Source organism: Streptococcus sp. DD10 (genome assembly GCF_001578805.1).
In the GTDB taxonomy this organism is placed as follows: Bacteria; Bacillota; Bacilli; order Lactobacillales; family Streptococcaceae; genus Streptococcus.
Map to the genome: position 1 here is coordinate 36,829 of NZ_KQ969164.1, position 18,684 is coordinate 55,512.

The 18,684-nt window shown below is 39.0% G+C and carries 19 protein-coding genes; 4 read left to right on the forward strand and 15 right to left on the reverse strand.

What is annotated here, in order from left to right; all coding sequences use genetic code 11:
• Positions 1 to 198: 198 nt before the first annotated feature.
• On the forward strand, positions 199 to 756 hold the full coding sequence (locus STRDD10_RS08565) for a hypothetical protein (protein WP_067195101.1): 558 nt from the start codon (positions 199 to 201) through the stop codon (positions 754 to 756).
• 188 nt (positions 757 to 944) lie between these two features.
• Positions 945 to 1,790 (forward strand): class B sortase, LPKTxAVK-specific, encoded by an 846-nt coding sequence (srtB, locus tag STRDD10_RS08570; protein WP_067195104.1) that lies wholly within the window; start codon positions 945 to 947, stop codon positions 1,788 to 1,790.
• A 417-nt stretch (positions 1,791 to 2,207) separates the two neighbouring features.
• Here the strand turns inward: srtB and STRDD10_RS08575 are convergent, their stop codons facing one another.
• Positions 2,208 to 2,549, reverse strand: coding sequence for a metal-sulfur cluster assembly factor (locus STRDD10_RS08575; protein ID WP_067195107.1), 342 nt, complete (start codon positions 2,547 to 2,549; stop codon positions 2,208 to 2,210).
• Between the two features lie 182 nt (positions 2,550 to 2,731).
• On the opposite strand from STRDD10_RS08575, the gene hisS reads away from it, so the two are divergent.
• Positions 2,732 to 4,009: a histidine--tRNA ligase gene (hisS, locus tag STRDD10_RS08580; RefSeq protein ID WP_067195110.1), complete on the forward strand. Its 1,278-nt coding sequence runs from the start codon at positions 2,732 to 2,734 to the stop codon at positions 4,007 to 4,009.
• 308 nt (positions 4,010 to 4,317) lie between these two features.
• Positions 4,318 to 4,518, forward strand: coding sequence for a hypothetical protein (locus STRDD10_RS08585; protein WP_067195112.1), 201 nt, complete (start codon positions 4,318 to 4,320; stop codon positions 4,516 to 4,518).
• Between the two features lie 158 nt (positions 4,519 to 4,676).
• Here STRDD10_RS08585 and cls read toward each other — a convergent pair whose 3' ends face one another.
• From cls to STRDD10_RS08655, 14 genes are all read right to left on the reverse strand, one after another.
• Positions 4,677 to 6,215, reverse strand: a complete 1,539-nt coding sequence (cls, locus tag STRDD10_RS08590) for a cardiolipin synthase (protein WP_443031100.1) — start codon at positions 6,213 to 6,215, stop codon at positions 4,677 to 4,679.
• On the reverse strand, positions 6,212 to 7,474 hold the full coding sequence (locus tag STRDD10_RS08595; protein WP_067195116.1) for a bifunctional folylpolyglutamate synthase/dihydrofolate synthase: 1,263 nt from the start codon (positions 7,472 to 7,474) through the stop codon (positions 6,212 to 6,214). Before STRDD10_RS08595 ends, cls begins: the two co-directional genes overlap by 4 nt.
• A gap of 246 nt (positions 7,475 to 7,720) precedes the next feature.
• Positions 7,721 to 8,032, reverse strand: coding sequence for a DUF1292 domain-containing protein (locus STRDD10_RS08600; RefSeq protein ID WP_067195119.1), 312 nt, complete (start codon positions 8,030 to 8,032; stop codon positions 7,721 to 7,723).
• A 24-nt stretch (positions 8,033 to 8,056) separates the two neighbouring features.
• Positions 8,057 to 8,476 (reverse strand): Holliday junction resolvase RuvX, encoded by a 420-nt coding sequence (ruvX, locus tag STRDD10_RS08605; protein WP_067195122.1) that lies wholly within the window; start codon positions 8,474 to 8,476, stop codon positions 8,057 to 8,059.
• On the reverse strand, positions 8,476 to 8,742 hold the full coding sequence (locus STRDD10_RS08610; RefSeq protein ID WP_067195125.1) for an IreB family regulatory phosphoprotein: 267 nt from the start codon (positions 8,740 to 8,742) through the stop codon (positions 8,476 to 8,478). The genes ruvX and STRDD10_RS08610 overlap by 1 nt, the downstream gene beginning before the upstream one ends.
• 74 nt (positions 8,743 to 8,816) lie before the next feature.
• Positions 8,817 to 9,422: an SP0191 family lipoprotein gene (locus tag STRDD10_RS08615; RefSeq protein WP_067195128.1), complete on the reverse strand. Its 606-nt coding sequence runs from the start codon at positions 9,420 to 9,422 to the stop codon at positions 8,817 to 8,819.
• A 471-nt stretch (positions 9,423 to 9,893) separates the two neighbouring features.
• A complete protein-coding gene (gene spx / locus STRDD10_RS08620) occupies positions 9,894 to 10,292 on the reverse strand; it encodes a transcriptional regulator Spx (RefSeq protein ID WP_067195131.1) in 399 nt (132 codons plus the stop codon).
• 174 nt (positions 10,293 to 10,466) lie between these two features.
• Entirely contained in the window at positions 10,467 to 11,621 is a 1,155-nt protein-coding gene (gene recA, locus STRDD10_RS08625; RefSeq protein WP_067195134.1) for a recombinase RecA, read from the reverse strand.
• Between the two features lie 77 nt (positions 11,622 to 11,698).
• Positions 11,699 to 12,952, reverse strand: a complete 1,254-nt coding sequence (locus STRDD10_RS08630) for a competence/damage-inducible protein A (protein WP_067195136.1) — start codon at positions 12,950 to 12,952, stop codon at positions 11,699 to 11,701.
• A 129-nt stretch (positions 12,953 to 13,081) separates the two neighbouring features.
• Positions 13,082 to 13,657, reverse strand: a complete 576-nt coding sequence (locus tag STRDD10_RS08635) for a DNA-3-methyladenine glycosylase I (protein WP_067195138.1) — start codon at positions 13,655 to 13,657, stop codon at positions 13,082 to 13,084.
• An 11-nt stretch (positions 13,658 to 13,668) separates the two neighbouring features.
• Positions 13,669 to 14,262, reverse strand: coding sequence for a Holliday junction branch migration protein RuvA (ruvA, locus tag STRDD10_RS10950; RefSeq protein ID WP_067195140.1), 594 nt, complete (start codon positions 14,260 to 14,262; stop codon positions 13,669 to 13,671).
• 12 nt (positions 14,263 to 14,274) lie between these two features.
• Positions 14,275 to 16,218: a DNA mismatch repair endonuclease MutL gene (mutL, locus tag STRDD10_RS08645; protein ID WP_067195142.1), complete on the reverse strand. Its 1,944-nt coding sequence runs from the start codon at positions 16,216 to 16,218 to the stop codon at positions 14,275 to 14,277.
• Between the two features lie 871 nt (positions 16,219 to 17,089).
• Complete coding sequence (locus STRDD10_RS08650; RefSeq protein WP_067195145.1) at positions 17,090 to 18,127, reverse strand: aldose epimerase family protein; 1,038 nt, start codon at positions 18,125 to 18,127, stop codon at positions 17,090 to 17,092.
• Between the two features lie 11 nt (positions 18,128 to 18,138).
• On the reverse strand, positions 18,139 to 18,684 hold a 546-nt coding region (locus STRDD10_RS08655), incomplete at its 5' end, for a tagatose 1,6-diphosphate aldolase (protein WP_156468641.1).

Genomic DNA, 18,684 nt, shown 5'->3' on the forward strand with positions numbered 1-18,684 from the left:
TAACAAAATCCGCACTATCTTCGTGAAACAAAGGAAAAAACAAGGAAAGTTATTTAAAACACTATTTTCATTCATATTCGGTCATTATTTACTATAAAAAACATTGAAATAATTTATTAAAGTGGTATAATGTCCGTGATAAGGTTAATATATAGCCCTATCTATATTTTTATCATATCAATCAAAGGAGATAAAACAATGAAAAAAGTTTTATTAACATCAGTAGCAGCACTTGCTGTTTTTGCAGCAGGAAAAGTTTTCGCAGATAATACTGCAGAAAAACCAGCATTTGAAGGTATCATTGAACATGGCGTTACAGACCTTGATGGTAAAACGTACGATAAAGGTATCGATAAAAATGGTAATTACTACTTTGTCCCAGCAGGAAAAGATAAAGTTGGTGCTACAGTAAATGACGTGAAAGATTTCACAGGTAAAACTGGTCGCGTTCAAACAGACGTTGATGGAACTGTTTACGAAGAGTACATCAATGCAGATGGCACTACTTACTTTGCAGCTAAAGGACCATCACTTGTAAACGGTGAAGGAACTCCTACTCCAGCTGAAGAACAAGCACCTTCAGCAACTACTGAAGAAGGTAAGGATGCTGGCACTAAAAACAATAAAGCTCCATCTGAAGACGAAAAAACTGATGCAAAAGCTGAAGCTGACAAATCTAAAAAAGCTGAAGAAAAAACTAAAGTAGCTGCTAAAACACCAGCGAAAGAACTTCCTAAAACTCACGCAGTAAAATAATCGCTTCCTATTGGTAGTTAGATTAAATAAAGGATACATTTGCTAGATGCCCATTTTTATGGTAGGATGATATTAATTAGATCCTCCCTAGGTCTCTACTATTTGTAAATAAAGAGAGGTTGGGACGACTGTTCCAACCTCTCTTTTTCCGACTCTCTTCATTATTAAATTAGGACGGTGATGCTATTATGAATAAAAAAGGTGGAAAATCTCTTCTATCCAATAAAAAAATGATTGGAGTTGTACTCACACTCCTGATAGCCTTTTTGGGAATAGGTCTTACTTGGTTTCTTTCTTTACAGAGTTCAAACTCACATGCAAGCAAATCGGTACAAACCAGTCAATCTAATTCAATTACACAGAGCTATTCTCCTACAGCGGAAGAAAAAGAGTATCTAACCAATAAATTTTCAGGATTAGTTGCAACCAATCCTGAAACTGTTGCCTATGTATACGCCCCAGGGACAGAGCTAGATGAACCGGTCGTCCAAACTACTGATAATGCAACCTATCTTGATAAAACCTTTGATGGAGGTAACGAACCTCTAATGGGAACCGTCTTTATGGATAAAGATAATCATAAAGATTTTAACGATCGACTGACTTGGCTATTTGGACACGCACGAGGTAGCAAGGTAGCTGACCATCGGATGTTTAATGATGTAAACTATTATAGTGATCAAACCTATTTTAATGAACACAAATACGTTGTCATCGAAACCCCAGAGAGAAAATACTATTATGAAGCATTAGCAATGGTTATCGTCCCTGAAACAACTGCTTTTTATCGCACCGAGTTTACCGATGATACCGATTTTAAAGAACAACTAGATACCATCTATGAAACTGCTAGTGTTAAAAACGCGGATTTAAAGATTAACCCACAAGATAAATACCTAGTGCTTTCCACATGCCGTGAAGAAGATGACACCATTCGCGCCAATCTTTATCTCCGTCAAATACCAGATAGTGAAATGGCTGACTTCGTTACTCAACATGGCGAAAACTTAACTTACAAACCGACTCGCTCGTAAATAAATCTTAAGCAAAAACATATAAAAAATAAGACGTTGATCTATTCTCCGTCTTATTTACTTACCTACTATTCAACATTCTCTTGTGAGTGTCTTTTCCTACTGTATAGTGAAATGTTGAGAGTGGAAAAGAACTCCGACAAATAAAAAATTCATTTCACAACCTCATTATGGTTACTTAGGTCATCTTTAAAGCGCATAAACAAATGAAAAACTACCAAATGACTATATCATACAGTTATTGCTGCTATTCATCGAGAATTGGACACTTTTGCCTACTCCAAAATCTGCAAACGACCTAGTAGAATAGAAACCAACGGATTCTATCCCTATAGTAAAGGTCAAAAATCCACAAATCCCACGAAACAAACAAGCTAATAAAATCGTTAACGGGACACAAACGATGATCAGCTCTATTTATCGAGGACTAATCCCTAACGCAATCCGGCCAAAGCGACTGATTCGAGTAATTTTCCAAGCTGGGGACCAAGTTACCTCTACATTGACATTTTCAATACCATCAATTTTCTTGAGAGAATTCACAACTTCGATAGGGAGACTTTCAGCACAGTCACAAGCAGTATCTGTAAAGGTCATGACAACCTTACACGTTCCTGTCTCATCAAGATGAATCTCATAAATCAAGCCTAAATTATAAATATCTAACTCAACATCTGTATCGTAAATACGCTCCAAATGATAAATTAGCTGTTCTTCTAAAGCCAGGGCTCGTTCATTGATTTTAATGTCATCTCTCATCTTACTTCCTCCCATTCAGGTGATTGTATTATTTTCTCATAATTCTGACAATTTAGCAAGTTTTTAATGAATTTTCTCAAAAATATGATAGAAGAATGAGATTTAGATTCCCGTCTTCTCCCACTGTTTTAATCCCCTTATTTATGGTAAAATAAAACTAATAAAAGAAACGAGGGCACAATATGAAATTACAAAAACCAAAAGGAACGCAGGACATTTTGCCTGCTGAATCTGCTAAGTGGCAATATGTGGAGGGCTTCGCCCGTGAGATTTTTAGTCGCTACAATTATGCGGAAATTCGTACACCGATTTTTGAACACTATGAAGTGATTAGCCGTTCTGTCGGAGACACAACCGATATCGTAACCAAGGAAATGTACGATTTCTATGACAAGGGTGACCGCCATATTACCCTCCGTCCAGAAGGAACTGCGCCCGTTGTTCGTTCCTATGTGGAAAATAAACTCTTCGCTCCAGAAGTGCAAAAGCCAAGTAAGTTCTACTATATGGGCCCAATGTTCCGCTATGAGCGTCCGCAGGCAGGTCGCTTGCGCCAATTCCACCAGATTGGTGTCGAGTGTTTTGGCTCTAGCAATCCAGCTACCGATGTGGAAACCATTGCCATGGCAGCTCATTTCTTGAAAGAAATTGGCATTCAAGGTGTCAAATTGCACCTCAACACTCTTGGGAATCCTGAGATCCGTGCGGCTTACCGTCAAGCCTTAATCGACTATTTGACCCCGCTCAAGGAGACCCTGTCTAAGGATAGCCAGCGTCGTTTGGAGGAAAATCCTCTCCGTGTCCTAGACTCTAAGGAAAAAGAAGACAAGGTGGCAGTGGAGAATGCGCCGTCTATCTTGGACTTCCTTGATGCGGAAAGCCAAGCTCACTTTGATGCTGTCCGTCAGATGTTGGAAAATCTGGGTGTAGACTATATCATCGATACCACTATGGTGCGCGGTCTCGACTACTACAACCACACGATTTTTGAGTTCATCACAGAGATTGAGGGGAATAGCTTGACGGTCTGTGCGGGCGGTCGTTATGACGGTTTGGTTGCTTACTTTGGTGGACCTGAAACGGCTGGTTTTGGTTTTGGACTTGGTGTAGAGCGCCTCCTGCTCATCCTAGAAAAGCAAGGTGTTGTGCTTCCGATAGAAAATAGCCTAGATGTTTATATGGCAGTTTTGGGTGAAGGTGCAAATGCCAAAGCCTTGGAATTGGTACAAGCTCTGCGCCAACAAGGTTTCAAAGCAGAACGTGACTACCTCAACCGCAAGCTTAAAGCTCAGTTCAAGTCGGCAGATGTCTTTGCGGCTAAGACCCTCATCACCCTAGGGGAGAGCGAAGTCGAAAGCGGTCAAGTTACCATAAAAAATAACCAGAGTCGAGCTGAAGTAACTGTAACTATAACAGAAATCACAGAAAACTTTAAAGACATTTTTGAAAAATTAATATAATAGTGGTTAAATTAGAGCAATCATCCCATAATGCTGTAGTTGTTTGGCATCTTCTATCATTTTTAGCTCTAAAGATAATCATTTAACCGTGTAGGGAGTGGAATTTGTGGAGACCTGTTTAGCTAAACTAAGTTTTCTCCTACTCCTTTCTTACACTATATTATTCAAGGAATCAGTCCTATTTCTTTTTTCACTTCTCCTTCAACTACCCAAGTTAAAACGAATCCAGTCAGAAGCAACTAACAAGGGCCATAGATAGACTTTAAAAAGATATAGACTGATATTTATTTAAAAAGAACAGGATTTCTATGAAAGCAATCTCCATTTCAGCTATTCTTTTGGCACTTATCTTATTTTTTATCATTGGTTTTGCTGCTCTATTTTTGACTGGTAACTTTTTTTCCAGCTATTTAGCTCCTTTTTTAGCTTTATTAGCTGGAATTGTTCATATAGGAACCATGTTACTTCTTGAATTAGCAAGGCCAAACGAAAAAGATATTAAAAAATAGACTCTAACCACTTTGATCAGTCGTAAATCAGAATCTACCACACAATGTAAAATATCAAAAGCCCTCATTAGGACAACTACTCCAAATGAGGGCTTTATGTATTGATGTTTCTAACAACAACTAGGTATCCCTATTCAAGGGGAGATTCCCATTAAAAACTATAATAAAGGTGCAAAGAGTTCCATTACTTCTTTAACAAAAGTTTGATACCACGTTGGCTTAAAAGTATCTAGGTGAATTCTTTGCGAAACGGAAAAGAGTTCATCAAAATCTTTCTTGATGGCTGATATAGTTGATGTTTTATACATCAATACTGCATTTTCATAATGATGCACCAAACTACGATAGTCAAAATTAATCGTTCCTACCACAGCAAAATCATCATCTGAAACGACATTTTTGGAGTGGATAAATCCTGGTGTGTATTCAAAAATTTTTACCCCCGCTTCTAGTAAATCACGATAAGCACCACGGGTGACTAGCTGAATCAACTTTTTATCCGGGATATGGGGAGTAACAATCCGTACATCAACACCACGCAAAGCTGCATTTCGAATATCCTCCGTCAAATCGTAGTCAATAATCAAGTACGGGGTCGTGATGTAAACATAATCTGTCGCTTGATTAATAATATTTTGATAAACAGTTTTGCCAACGGGTGACTTATACATTGGTCTTGGTCCTGAGCCGTAAGGGATGTACAATCCTTGTCCAGAAACATCTTGATTTCCCAAATGATACTGGTCCAAATCTGTAATCTCACCTCGATTGATGTACCAATTCATAAGAAATAGTCTGGTCAATGCTTTGACAGCACGACCATCTATCCGGATCCCTCCATCTTTCCAGTGGCCAAACCTCTCGACACGATTGATGTACTCATCAGCTAGGTTAAGACCTCCCGTGTAGCCTATCTGACCATCGATGACTAGAATTTTTCGATGGGAGCGGTTATTATAAGCTACTGTCACTCTAGGAACAACCTTATTGAACTTATGTGCATCAATTCCGTTAGCACGTAACATAGTTGTATAATCTCCAGGAAGTGTCGCCATACAGCCAATATCATCATAAAGCATTTTGATTTCAACGCCTTGGGAAGCTCTTTCTTTTAAAACGTCCAAAATGCCATTCCACATTTCTCCTTCTTCCACAATATAATACTCAAGAAAGATAAATTTTTTGGCTTTTTTTAAATCCTCCAACATCGCAGCATACATCTCTTCTCCTAGACCAAAAAACTGCGATTCCGTTCCCGAATAGACATCTGCATTATTGTCCATACTCAGCAACGACTTGATAATACCGTAAGCTGATTTATTTTCCTGTTTGAGAGCCAGACGAATATCGTAACTATTATCTTCGTAAAAAGTCATAGATTCCATATTTTGGAGTTGCTCAATTTCTTTTTTGGATAGATGACGTTCCCCAAACATCAGATAAAGCAACGGTCCTATCAAAGGAATATAAATAAAGAGAAACCAAGTCACCTTGCTCTCAGGTGTCATTGAACGATTAACTACTGCTAAGATTGTCAAGAAATGTACTAAAAACAACAGATTAACGACAATATAAGGAGCGTACTTCCCCAAAAATTGACTAATCGAGACAAAAAGTGCCAAAATAAAGCCCAATTCTACTAAAATAACAATAATACTGAAACCATATTTAGACATTAATAATCTTGTTTTTCTCACACTTCCCTCCTATCAATTTGCTTTTCCATATACCAAGAACGAATTTCTGCTATAAAATAGAGCGATCCTGTTACAAAAAGGATCTGATCTTCTGAAGCCTTCTCCTCAAAATCGCGTATAAATGTTCGGTAATCTGCAACATAGGTCACATCCGTTATATCCTCTTCTGTCACTGCCTCCCCATAGTTAAAACTAGTCAGTACGAGCTCCACTTCCGGTAGCATTTCCTTTAAATAGGCTAACATATCTTGATAGTCCTTACGTTTTAAAGCCGCAAAAAGGATTGTCGCTGGTCGCTTCCTTTCTCGAATGAAATCTACCAAACGCTCTATAGCAGGTAAATTATGAGCTCCATCGATATAGATTTGCTGTGAAATTGCTTCTAAACGCCCCATCCAGCGTGTGGTGGATAAGCTCGAAAAAATCTTGCTTTCATCGATTGCCCAATCTTGCTTTTGACAGAAAAGCCAAAAAGCTTCTATAGCTAAACTGGCATTATCTACTTGGTAGCTACCTTCTAGCCCTAAGTGCAAGTTCGTTAAATGTAAGGCTCCATTATCAAAAACAAGTCCTGTTTCTTCTTGTTTTAGAGAAAAATTCCTCCCAGTTTGATAGAGATAAACAGACTTGGATTTAGCTTCCAGTTCACAGACCTGTATCGCTTCTTTGGGTAAGGGACCCAGGATAGCTACCTTCCCATCTTTAAAAATTCCAGCTTTTTGTTGGGCGATATCAGAAATAGTTGCCCCTAAAGTATCCTGATGGTCCAAGCCAATAGAGGTAATAATAGCAATTTCCCCTGTGACAACATTAGTCGTATCCAAAAGTCCCCCTATCCCAACTTCTATAAGAGCTAAATCTACCTTCTCTTCTTTAAAGTAGAGAAGGGCTATTAAGGTAAGAATTTCAAAGTAGGATAGCTGGTCATGCGACTGCAAAAGCGTCTCTTCCATTTTCTGTATAACGGAACTTAAGCGGATAAAATCTCTATCTGAAATCGGTCGCCCATTAATACAAATCCGATCATGAATACTCACCATATGAGGGGAGGTAAAACTGCCAACCTTTTTCCCTTGCTGAGAAAATAATTCTCTCATAAAGGCGATGGTAGATCCCTTACCATTAGTCCCTGTAACATGGATAATCGGGTAATCCTGTTGAGGTTGTTCCAATAAATCAATCGCTTGTTTCATCCGTCCCAAACCAGACCGGAAATTCAAACCAATCCGACCATACAACCACTCCTCAATATGATTCATATCTCCTCCTTAGCAAAAAGGAGTGAAACAGCAGGCAAAAATGATACATTTTTGATGCGTCTCACTCCTTCAGTAGACTGTTTCATTGAAGCTTCAACACTCTAAAAACAGATTAAAGTGACAGTTTGAAACTAAAACTCTTATTGAACATCTTGATATTAATTTTCAGTACAGAAAAATCTACCAAATGTTCTCTATACTTTTCATTTTATTCGTACAAGAATAACGCAAACTGATTTAGCTCACTTACTCTTCAATAAAACTATTAAATACTTCTTCAATCATATCCCACTCTGCAGTTGCATCTTCTGGGATTGGTTGCAAATCTCCTTCAGTGCCATCTTCATTTTCAGTAAATGAATAGGCTTGAATTTCTACCTGACCATTTTCGTCCTCTTCCGCTCCTGCAGGAATGAGAAGAACATAGTTTTTCCCGAATTCTTCTTGACCATCAATCGTTAAAAGAATTTCAAATAGCGTTTCATTCCCTTGTTCATCTACCAAGGTAATCAATTCGCGTTCGTCGTGATTATGATCATGTTCATGATTATGTGACATCATTTTCTCCTTATATTGTCTACTTTAAAAATTTCGATCTAAATAATTTTGTAAAATTAGTTGAGCTGCTAATTTATCAATCACTTTCTTTCGCTTGTTACGACTGATATCTGCCTGTTCAATCAACATCCGCTCAGCTGCAACAGTGGTTAAGCGTTCGTCTTGGTATTCTACAGGAATACCAAATAAAGCTGTGATTTTTTCTCCGTAAGCTTGACTTGCTTCTACTCGTGGGCCACTGGTATTGTTCATATTTTTAGGAAGACCAATCACAAACTGATCAACTTTATACTGTTCAACCAACTCTCCCAATCGTGCAAAACCAAATTCATCATTTTCTTCATTGATTGGGATTATTTCAAGACCTTGAGCAGTGAAACCTAACGGATCACTGATTGCAACACCGACTGTCTTGGAACCAACGTCCAGTCCCATAATTCTCATTAGAGGTCTACTCCTTGCCCTTTTAGATAGTAACGGACTAATTCTTCAACAATCTCGTCACGCTCATATTTCCTAATTTGGTTGCGAGCATCATTGTAACGTGGTACATAGGCAGGGTCTCCACTCAAGACGTAGCCCACGATCTGATTAATAGGGTTGTACCCTTTTTCTGAAAGTGACGTATATACACTGACTAAGGTTTCACTGATTTCCTTCTTGTTTGAATCATCAAGATTAAAACGAACTGTCTCATCTGTAAATCCCATATTTTACACCTTCTTTCACTAAATTATGTTCTATTATAGCATAGATAGTTGCTTTTTCCTAGCTTTTCAATCAACTATTCAACGGTTGCACCTGCACTTTGACGATTTAGGATATATTCCTCAGGACTCAACTTGGTAATTCCTCTCAAATCAACTCCTTTAAAATAAGAAGAAGCTTCAAATTGTGGTAAATCTAAACTTTGGATATTAAGAACAGAGGTCATCTTAATTTTACTATCTGCCGTTAATTCCAGACTTAATTCAACTCCTTGAATTTGGTTAGCTACCTTGAAATTCTCATCATTTGTCAAAGTTTCAGCAAACTGTCTTTGTGTTTCCTCTAAACCAAGCTGGGAAATAGCCTCTTGAATATTACTCTCTGCTGGACTAGTCTGCTCCAAAACAATTTTCAAGTAAGCTTTTCCTTGATACGTAATGACTTGTCGAAGAACTGCTCCATTTTCTGTAGGTGGAAAAACCAACGTCTTAGTAATAACCTCGGCCGTCTTATCCTCACTGCTTAAGATAGGTAGAACTGTGCTTAATCCACTATCTGAAGAACTTGTATCCAGCTGACTCGATACCTGGTCATTACTTCCACTTGTTTTGTTTGATGTCTTTTGACTAACACAACCAGAAAGTACAATCAATCCTACCGATACTAGCAATAATTTTTTCATCAATAATGTCTCCTTCTTGATTGGTCCCAATTAAAAATCATAAAGATATTTCTAAAAAATAGGAACCTTCCTCTTCCAACAATCCTGTTAGCTTCCCCCTCTATTTACCCAAAAAACTAAATTAGTTCTAGGAGAATAAAGCTATTATTTAATTGTCAGAAAAAAGTTCTCTACATTACTTCATCATAGCATAAATAGACCAATTCATCAACTTTTACAGCGTTTTTAATTCCCGTTTTTATTTGAAAGCACGTAGCTAATCCACTACAGAAAGAAAAAATAGATTAAACGAGGGAGAACATAAAATTACATACCAGAACCTGACCAGTTATAAAAAGAGGTTGGAATACAACTACCAACCTCCCGTTTTAATCCTGATAAAATGATACTCTTAGATCCGATACCTTCATAGGTCAATTAATCTATCCGAGAAAATCTAATGGATGATGTTCCCTTTTGTTATTATTTCGTTCACAGGGCTGCTCTCATGCGCGCCTCAGCGTTTTCTACATTGCGAACAGAACGAGGTAAAAATGCTCGAATATCATCTTCCTTATACCCTACTTGTAGACGTTTTTCATCAACTAAAATTGGGCTTTTTAAGAGACGAGGAGTTTCGATAATCAAATCAATTACCTCATTTACACTTAAATCCTCAATATCTACACCAAGATTTTTAGCATAGCGATTTTTTGATGAAACAATACTTGCAATACCATTTTCAGTCTTGGTCAAAATATCTAGAATCTCCTTACGTGTGATTCCTTCTTTTCCAAGGTTTTGTTCTCTATAACTTAATTTGTGGCCGTTTAACCAGGTTTTAGCTTTTTTACAACTAGTGCAACTTGAGACTGTATAAATTTTAATCATGTAAAGACTCCTTTCGCTACACGATAACAAGATTATATCTTATTATACCACAAAAACCATCGGCCTTGCGACCTATTTTGAATTTTTTTATTTGACTTTTTGAAACAAATATGTAATACAAGACAATTAGAATGATTTCGGTTACGATTTATCTACCTAGAAAAAAGAAAACTACTATTCTTCGATTTCAATTGGATCCTCTAAATCAAGAGTCACTTCTTCAACAACTTCCTCAACCTTTTCTGAGGTTTTAGAATCCTTTACAGCCGCTACTTGATTCGTCGTAGTCGCAACATCATTTGTTTCCGTATTATCTTCAATCAAGCCATAGTGGACACGAACCTTATGATCAATCTCATCGAAGATTTCTGGATGCTCTGCTAGATATTTTTTAGCATTCTCAGCACCTTGGCCAATCTTATCGTCCTTATAAGAGTACCACGCCCCTGATTTTTTAACAATCTCTAAATCAGAGGCAATTTTTAGCAATTCTCCTGTCTTAGAAATTCCTTCTCCATACATGATATCGACAAAAGCTTCCCGGAAAGGAGGAGCAACTTTATTTTTAACAACTTTGATCTTGGTTTCTTTACCGATACTGGTATCTTTTTCATCACCAGTACCACTGATCTGTTTACTACCACGAACATCCAAGCGTACTGAAGCATAGAACTTCAACGCACGTCCACCTGGAGTAGTTTCTGGGCTCCCAAACATGACACCAACCTTTTCACGTAATTGGTTGATAAAAATAGCAATCGTTTTGGTTTTATTGATAGAAGATCCCAGCTTTCTCATAGCTTGACTCATCATACGAGCTTGTAGACCGACGTGATTGTCTCCCATATCGCCATCAATTTCAGAACGAGGAACTAGAGCGGCAACAGAGTCAATAACAACCAAATCAACAGCTCCAGAATCAATCAGTTTTCCTGCAATTTCAAGCCCCTGTTCACCTGAATCTGGCTGAGATAAAAGAAGTTCATCAATATTTACCCCAAGTGCAGCCGCATATGAAGGATCCAACGCATGCTCCGCATCAATAAAAGCAGCAATTCCACCTTCTTTTTGAGCTTGTGCAACAGCATGAAGAGCCACAGTTGTTTTACCAGATGACTCTGGACCATAAATCTCAATAATCCGCCCCTTAGGATAACCACCTGCACCAAGGGCAATATCTAATGCCAAAGAACCTGAGCTCATGACCTGTACTTTCTGCTCTGCCCGCTCACCTAAACGCATAATTGATCCCTTACCGAAGTCTTTTTCGATTAATTTAAGAGCATCGTTCAGCGCTTTTTCACGTTCATCTCCAAATTTCTTAGTAATTTCTTCTAATTTTTTTGTTTTTTAGCCAAGTTATTTCTCCTTAATCTAACTAACTATCTTTATTCTACCAAATTTTATCATTTTAACAAACTTTTACGTACTAGATTTAAAGCATGTAAAACAGCGATTTTTCTAATATCTGAGCGACTGCGACTGGCAATATGAACCTGAATCACTTGCGTCTCCCTTCGACTTGCTAATGCAATAAAAACCGTACCCACTGGATGTCCTTCTAGTGTATCTGGTCCTGCTACTCCTGTTAGACTGATACCATAGTCACTATTTGTTAACTGTCGTGCTTTTTCTGCCATTTGAACAGCTGTATAGCTCGACACAACACCACTTTTTTCCAAATCCGTTAGAGGAATCTCAAGCATCTTACTTTTTTCCTCTATGCTATAAGTCACAAATCCTCCCTTAAAAATCTGTGAGGCCCCCGAAAAATCTGCAATCGTTGCTTGAAACAAACCTGCTGTCAAACTCTCGGCTGCTGTGATCGTTTTTTCTATCCGTTTAAGCTGATTCACCACAACTTGTGCTAAACTATTATCATCACCATAAGCATAGAAATAGTCGGAAAGCGGAAATCCTTCTAAACTAGAAGTTGCTAGAATTGTCGCCTCTATTGTATCCAACTTCTTCGCCGCCTCTTCCTCTGAGTTAGCCTTAGTTGATAAGCGTAAGGTCACCTCACCTGTTTTAGCATAGGGAGCGATAGTTGGATCTGTCTGCTGAGCAATTAGATCAGCCAGCACTGTTACTAACTGACTTTCACCTATCCCAAAGAAGCGTAAAACTCTAGAATAGAGCTTTTCTCCTGTAGCTAGCAATGGAACTAACGCATCGTTAACCATTGGTATCAGTTCACTAGGTGGCCCTGGCAAGATAACATAAGTCACCCCTCCTAGCTCTATCACTCCACCCACCGCTAATCCTGTCTTATTTGGTAAAGGAGTTGATCCCTCAATAATTTGAGCTTGGCGTTCATTATTCTCCGTACGCATATAGGATGGTTTTAGAGAGAAAAAGTTATCAAGTTTATGTCTAGCTTCAGTGTCAAAAATCAACTGTCTCTCTAAAAATTTTGCCAAGGTTTGTTTGGTCAAATCATCTTCTGTTGGCCCTAAACCTCCAGTTAATATCACCAAGTCACTTCTATTTTGGGCTATTTTTAACACAGATGTTAAACGTTCTGTATTGTCACCGACTGCTGTTTGAAAATAAACATCAATCCCTAGATTTGCTAACTTTTCAGATAAAAATTGGGCATTGGTGTTGATAATCTGACCGGTAAGAATCTCTGTTCCTACTGCAATAATCTCAGCTTTCATTTGGTCCTCCTATTTTACTATTCGCATTTCTAGTGACATTTTACTCTATTTTATCATAAAAAACAAAAAGTCGCAAACATGCGACTTTTAGATTTTCAACTATGGTACAAATAATGATTTTTATCTATCTTACATAAAAGTTTTTCTCGCTGGATTACAAACACAACTGATTTCATGATCATTAACCAAACCTGCTGCCTGTATAAATGAATAGACACAAACAGGTCCTACAAACTTGAACCCCTGCTTTTTCAATGACTTGGAGATTAGATTAGACAAATCAGTCTTTGCTGGCACTTCTTGGTAATTTTTTACCTGATTGTTACGCACATTAAAATCAACAAAAGACCAAAGATAGCTATCAAAAGAGCCAAACTGCTCTTGAACAGCCAAAAATGCTTGAGCGTTGGCACGCGTCGCAAAAATCTTAGCTCGGTTACGAATGATAGCAGGATTGTCCATCAGACTCTCCAGTTCCGAGTCAGTCATTGTTGCGACACGCTGAAGATCATATTGGTGAAAGGCTTCCCGGAAAGCCTGACGCTTATTGAGTACCGTTTCCCAAGAAAGCCCAGCCTGATAGGTTTCCATACAAAGAAGTTCAAATAGCTTTTGCTCGTCATGAAGAGGTTGCCCCCACTCTTGGTCATGGTAGGCAATATAAAGGGGATTGGTCAGTTTGACCCAGCCACAGCGGCTTTTCATAATCTATTCTCCTATTTCACCAGCATCTTGAGAGCTGACTTGATATAGTTCTCTGCTGTATCCGTTGTTCCTTCAAAGAATTTCTTGATTTTCTTGAGTTCGGTTGCCTTGTAGCCCAACGCTAACATAGCTTCCATAGCTTCTTCCAAGGCTTGGTTGTCTTGGCTAGCCTCTACGACAGCCTTGGAGGATAGATCCTCACTTGCCACAACTACTTTGCCTTCCAAGTCCAGTACCATCTGCTGGGCTGTTTTCTTGCCAATCTTTGGAAACTTGGTCAAGTAAGTGATGTTCTTGCTTTCGATAGCTTGAACCAGGCCTGCATTGTCATCGGCAGCGATAATCGCAAGAGCTGATACAGGGCCGATTCCAGACACAGAAATGAGACTGAGAAAGAGTTTTTTCTCCTCTTCTGAGCGAAAACCATAGAGCAAATGGGCATCTTCACGAACCACTTGATGCACATAAACCTGAGCCTCTTGATTAACCTGACCTGAATAGGCATAGGGATTGGCTACATGCAGGATGTAGCCGATGCCGCCATTTTCAAGAACGATGTATTTTGCAGTGATTTTGGTAATACTACCTTTTAAATATTCGTACATGGGATTCCTTTCCTATTCGTACTTGCCAAGCTCCCTGAGGCTGGTGTGATTTTCTTGAATGCGGCGGAACATCTTTTCCATATCCGACTTGGTAAAATGCACCAAAACAGGACGACCATGAGGGCAATTGTAGGGATTGTTACATTGAGAGAGCTGATAAAGAAGCTGTCTAGCTGAGTGATCATCAATGCGATGATTGGCCTTAATGCTCCGTTTACAAGACATCATGATAGCCAGCTCTGCTCGATATTTCTTGATAGAAACTTCCTTGGTCAAAAGGAGCATATCACACATCTCATAAATTCCTGATTCAATCTCCTCCTCCGTCATCCAGATGGGATGCTCTCTCAGGATAAACTGGTTAGGACCATACTCTTGCAGAAAGACACCTACTTCCTCTAAATGGGCCATTTTCTCCTTGAGCCGAAGGGCATCATCTGAAGGGAACTCAAAAATGTAGGGCACTAAGAGTTGCTGCTGACTCTGATCGACCTGACCAATGCTTTCACGGTATTCCTCATACTTGACTCGTTCCTGAGCAGCATGTTGGTCGATGATGTAGAGTCCATCTCGGCCCTGGGCAAATAGATAGGTCCCGTGCATCTGTCCGAAAAACTCCAGTTCTGGAAAGGCGGACGTTTCTTCCTTTTCCAACTTGTCAAGGGCCCGATCCAGACTGGCTAAGTCTAACTCAGGATGGTCCAGTTGGTCATAAGTGGCTAGTTTACGCTCCGCAAACTTAATAGAAGTAGGCTTATTCTGCTGTTTTAATTCTTTCTTGTCAAACAAGTTGACATCACTGTCAACTTCTTCCAGCAGAATCTGCTGGTCTGCTACTTCATGTTTATCAATGTTTTTAGGTTTGTAATACAGAGAATTTTCTAGCAAGTCAAGATTCGTTTGAATTGGCTTTTCCGAATTTCTAATCGTTGATTTAGCAAGATTTTCCAAGGCGTCAGGAATTAAGTCCTGTTCTTTTAAAGCAAATACAATAGCCTTAGAAATCAAATCCATTAGCTCCTTTTCTTTAGAAATTCGAACTTCTTGTTTAGTTGGATGAACATTGACATCAGCTAAATAAGGGTCAATTTGAATATTGACAATTGCTAACGGAAATCGCCCTACCATCAACTTACTACCATAACCATCTAAAATGGCACGATTAAGCAGGAAGTTCTTGATATAGCGTCCATTGATAAAGAGGCTGATGTAGTTGCGGTTGGCCCGGGTCAACTCTGGGAGAGAGACGAAACCCGATACGTCAAAGTCTAAATCACTCGTTTCAATTTCAACCATTTTCTTAGCTGAAGCTAAGCCGTAAACACCAGCGATAGCTTGCCTTAGATTTCCAGTCCCCGCCGTTCGTGTTAATTCCTTCCCTTCACTGATCAGTGTAAATGCAATCTCTGGATGTGCTAAGCTTAAGCGATTCAAAATATCAACAATATGGGATAACTCAGCCTGCTGACTCTTCATATATTTGAGACGTGCTGGCGTATTAAAAAACAAATTTTCGACAATAATTTTGGCACCAACTGGACTAGTAGCAGGTTCCAATAGTTCAATTTCACCACCTCTAGCTAAAAGCTTCGTACCATGGTGACCACTTGCCGTAGCTGTTACAATTTCTAAGACACTAACAGAAGCAATTGACGGAAGGGCTTCACCTCGAAACCCTAATGTACGGATTCTAAAAAGGTCTGCCTGGCTTTTTATCTTGCTGGTCGCATGACGGCGCAAAGCCAGTGCGACTTCGTCATGGGCAATACCTTCGCCATTATCTGTAATCGTGATACTCTTAAGCCCAGCCTCCTCAATCTCCACCGTAATCTGACTACTGCCAGCGTCAATGGAGTTCTCCACCAACTCCTTGACTACACTACTCGGACGTTCAATGACTTCACCTGCTGCGATTTGATTGGCTAAAATTTCAGGTAATTCAATGATGTTTGCCATAATTTTCTCCGTTTCCTTATTAGTTCTATTGTAACATATTTTCACCCTCTCACCCGACAAAAAAAGCCACCAGATTTGGTGACTTTTATAGGGAGATTATTATGAAAAAGATTGTAATCTAAGATTACTAAAAGAAAAGTTTAGGATTTCTATCAAATAAAATTAGGAGTTTTTATTTGATGAATCTATTCTAACGTATTTTGCTTAAATTATCCTTAAGCGTTTTTTAAAAAATCAATCTAACCATTATCTTCTTAAATAAATTACAAAAAACTATCTTTTCTTGATTCCTATCCAGTTTCAAACTAAAATTTACCCAACTTATAGTTGTTTTATTATGAAAGATAAGATTCCTACTACCAGCTCGCATTATTAGATTTACAATAACTTCCTATACACTCTATTTGAACAAATACTAAAAAACGGCAGTGGGGGATACTGCCGCCTTTAGCAAAGTTATACTGTTCATAAAAAATCAAGCCTAAACGATGTCCGTTACATTTTTGACATAAGATACAGTTATTTCTAGACTGGGAAAAGTATCCAATCTTCGAGGAATAATAGTAATAACTGTCTGACGCAGTGGTGATTGGTATCTTTGTGAGCTGTTCACACATTCAATATGCCCTAATCAACTGCTCAGAGATAGGAAAACGAACTCTTTTCTATCAGTTGGGGTTCTTTCCCACTTCCAAGCAAACATCAGTTCTATCATCAATTTACTTCCTACACTGTCACAATTTAAAACGATATTTCTTTAATCGTGAAAATGTGTTCAGAGTAAAAACAATTCTGCTAGGTCTTTTCGGAGTTTGATGAGCAGAAAAACTGCCTCGTTTATTCTGTGATTTTCTTTAAGTATAGGGACATACTATTTCACAATAACATGATAAACCGTTGTGTTGGTAAAAATCTGTCCTGCCTTGAGAATAACTTGGTTTTGCAGATCGCTATGGATGGCATCAGGCAAGATTTGAGTTTCCAAAGCCACACCATTGTGCTGGTGCATAGACTCACCAGCAATGATGACACTATCGTCTACAAAATTAGCAGTATAAACCACCAAGCACGGAGCATCTGTCTTAAAAGTCATAAAACGTCCTGACGCTTGGTGATAGAGGAATCCAGCATTATCGTGCTCTTGTACTAGAGCAAATGGATGATCCAAACCAGAAACGAGCTGAATCTGCGGATCTTGCTCTGCAAAGATATCCTTTAACAGCACACCTTGGTAGAGGTGTTTAACAAAGGAACGATCATTATCTAGAATTTTCTCAGGCACACCATCAGGTGCAATGGGATAGACACCTTGACTATTTAACTGAAAGACGTGGTCATCAATCGTTTGTTTAAAATCCCCTGACAGATTGAAATAGCTGTGATTAGTCGGATTAACCAAGGTATCCTGATCTGTCTGTATCTGATAAGACACTTCCAATTCACCCTTTTCGGTCAAGCTATAGGAAACCCATACCTTGAGATTTCCTGGGAATCCACCTGTCCCATGAGGTCGTTCTGTATACAGAGTAATCCCTTCATCATCTACTTCCTCTACTTGAAAGAGAACACTATCCCATCCGGTAGAACCACTGTGATTGCAGTTAGTGGCATTATTTACCTCTAAGTGATAAGTTGAACCTTTTAAATCAAAGCTGGCATTGGCAATCCGGCCAGCGACTGGACCAATACTAGCTCCATACTTGGGGCTATTCCCTACATAGGGAGGAAATTCATCAAAGCCTAAAACCACATTTGCTCTCTGCCCATATTTATCTGGAGTAACATAGCGGAGAATGGTCGCTCCATATGTCATCACTGTTAATTGATATCCTAGCTCATTTTCAAACGTATAGGCCCATACACTCTGTCCTTCGAACCGTCCAAAAATACGTTCCTGATAAGCCTTCATACTCTTACCTCCTAAAAATCACGCACAAGCCATTCTCTATCTTCAAAAGGTAAATCAACCTTGCTAACCCACGAAGTCGCTGTTTGCTGTAGAACTTTATTGAGTTCGTCAATGTTCTCAAATCCAGTTGTGCGAAGCCATTCGCGAGCTGCTGCCTCACCATCTTTGATGTAGGCTTCCACTGATCCAGCCCAGGTTGCACGGCCACAAAGCACACCATTAAAGTTTGCGCCTGATTCGTGGGCAAAGACAAGGGTGTCTTGGAAGAGTTTAGCTGACACACCTGCGCTCAAGTAGATGTATGGCAAGTTAGTCGCTTCATCTTGAGCTTTGAAGAAGGCCGCTGCTTCTTCACGAGTATGCACGATTTCACCATCACCAAATCCTTCAACGTATTTAACGTTGACTGGCACTTCCACTTTCAAGACATCGATGTTAAAGCGTGGGTCTGAGAAGACCTTCATGGCACCGATAACCTTGCGTGGTTTGACTTTAGCGTATTCTGCAGAACCTGCGTCGGCAATTTTTTCATCGTAAGCCAAGATTTCAAGGAAAAA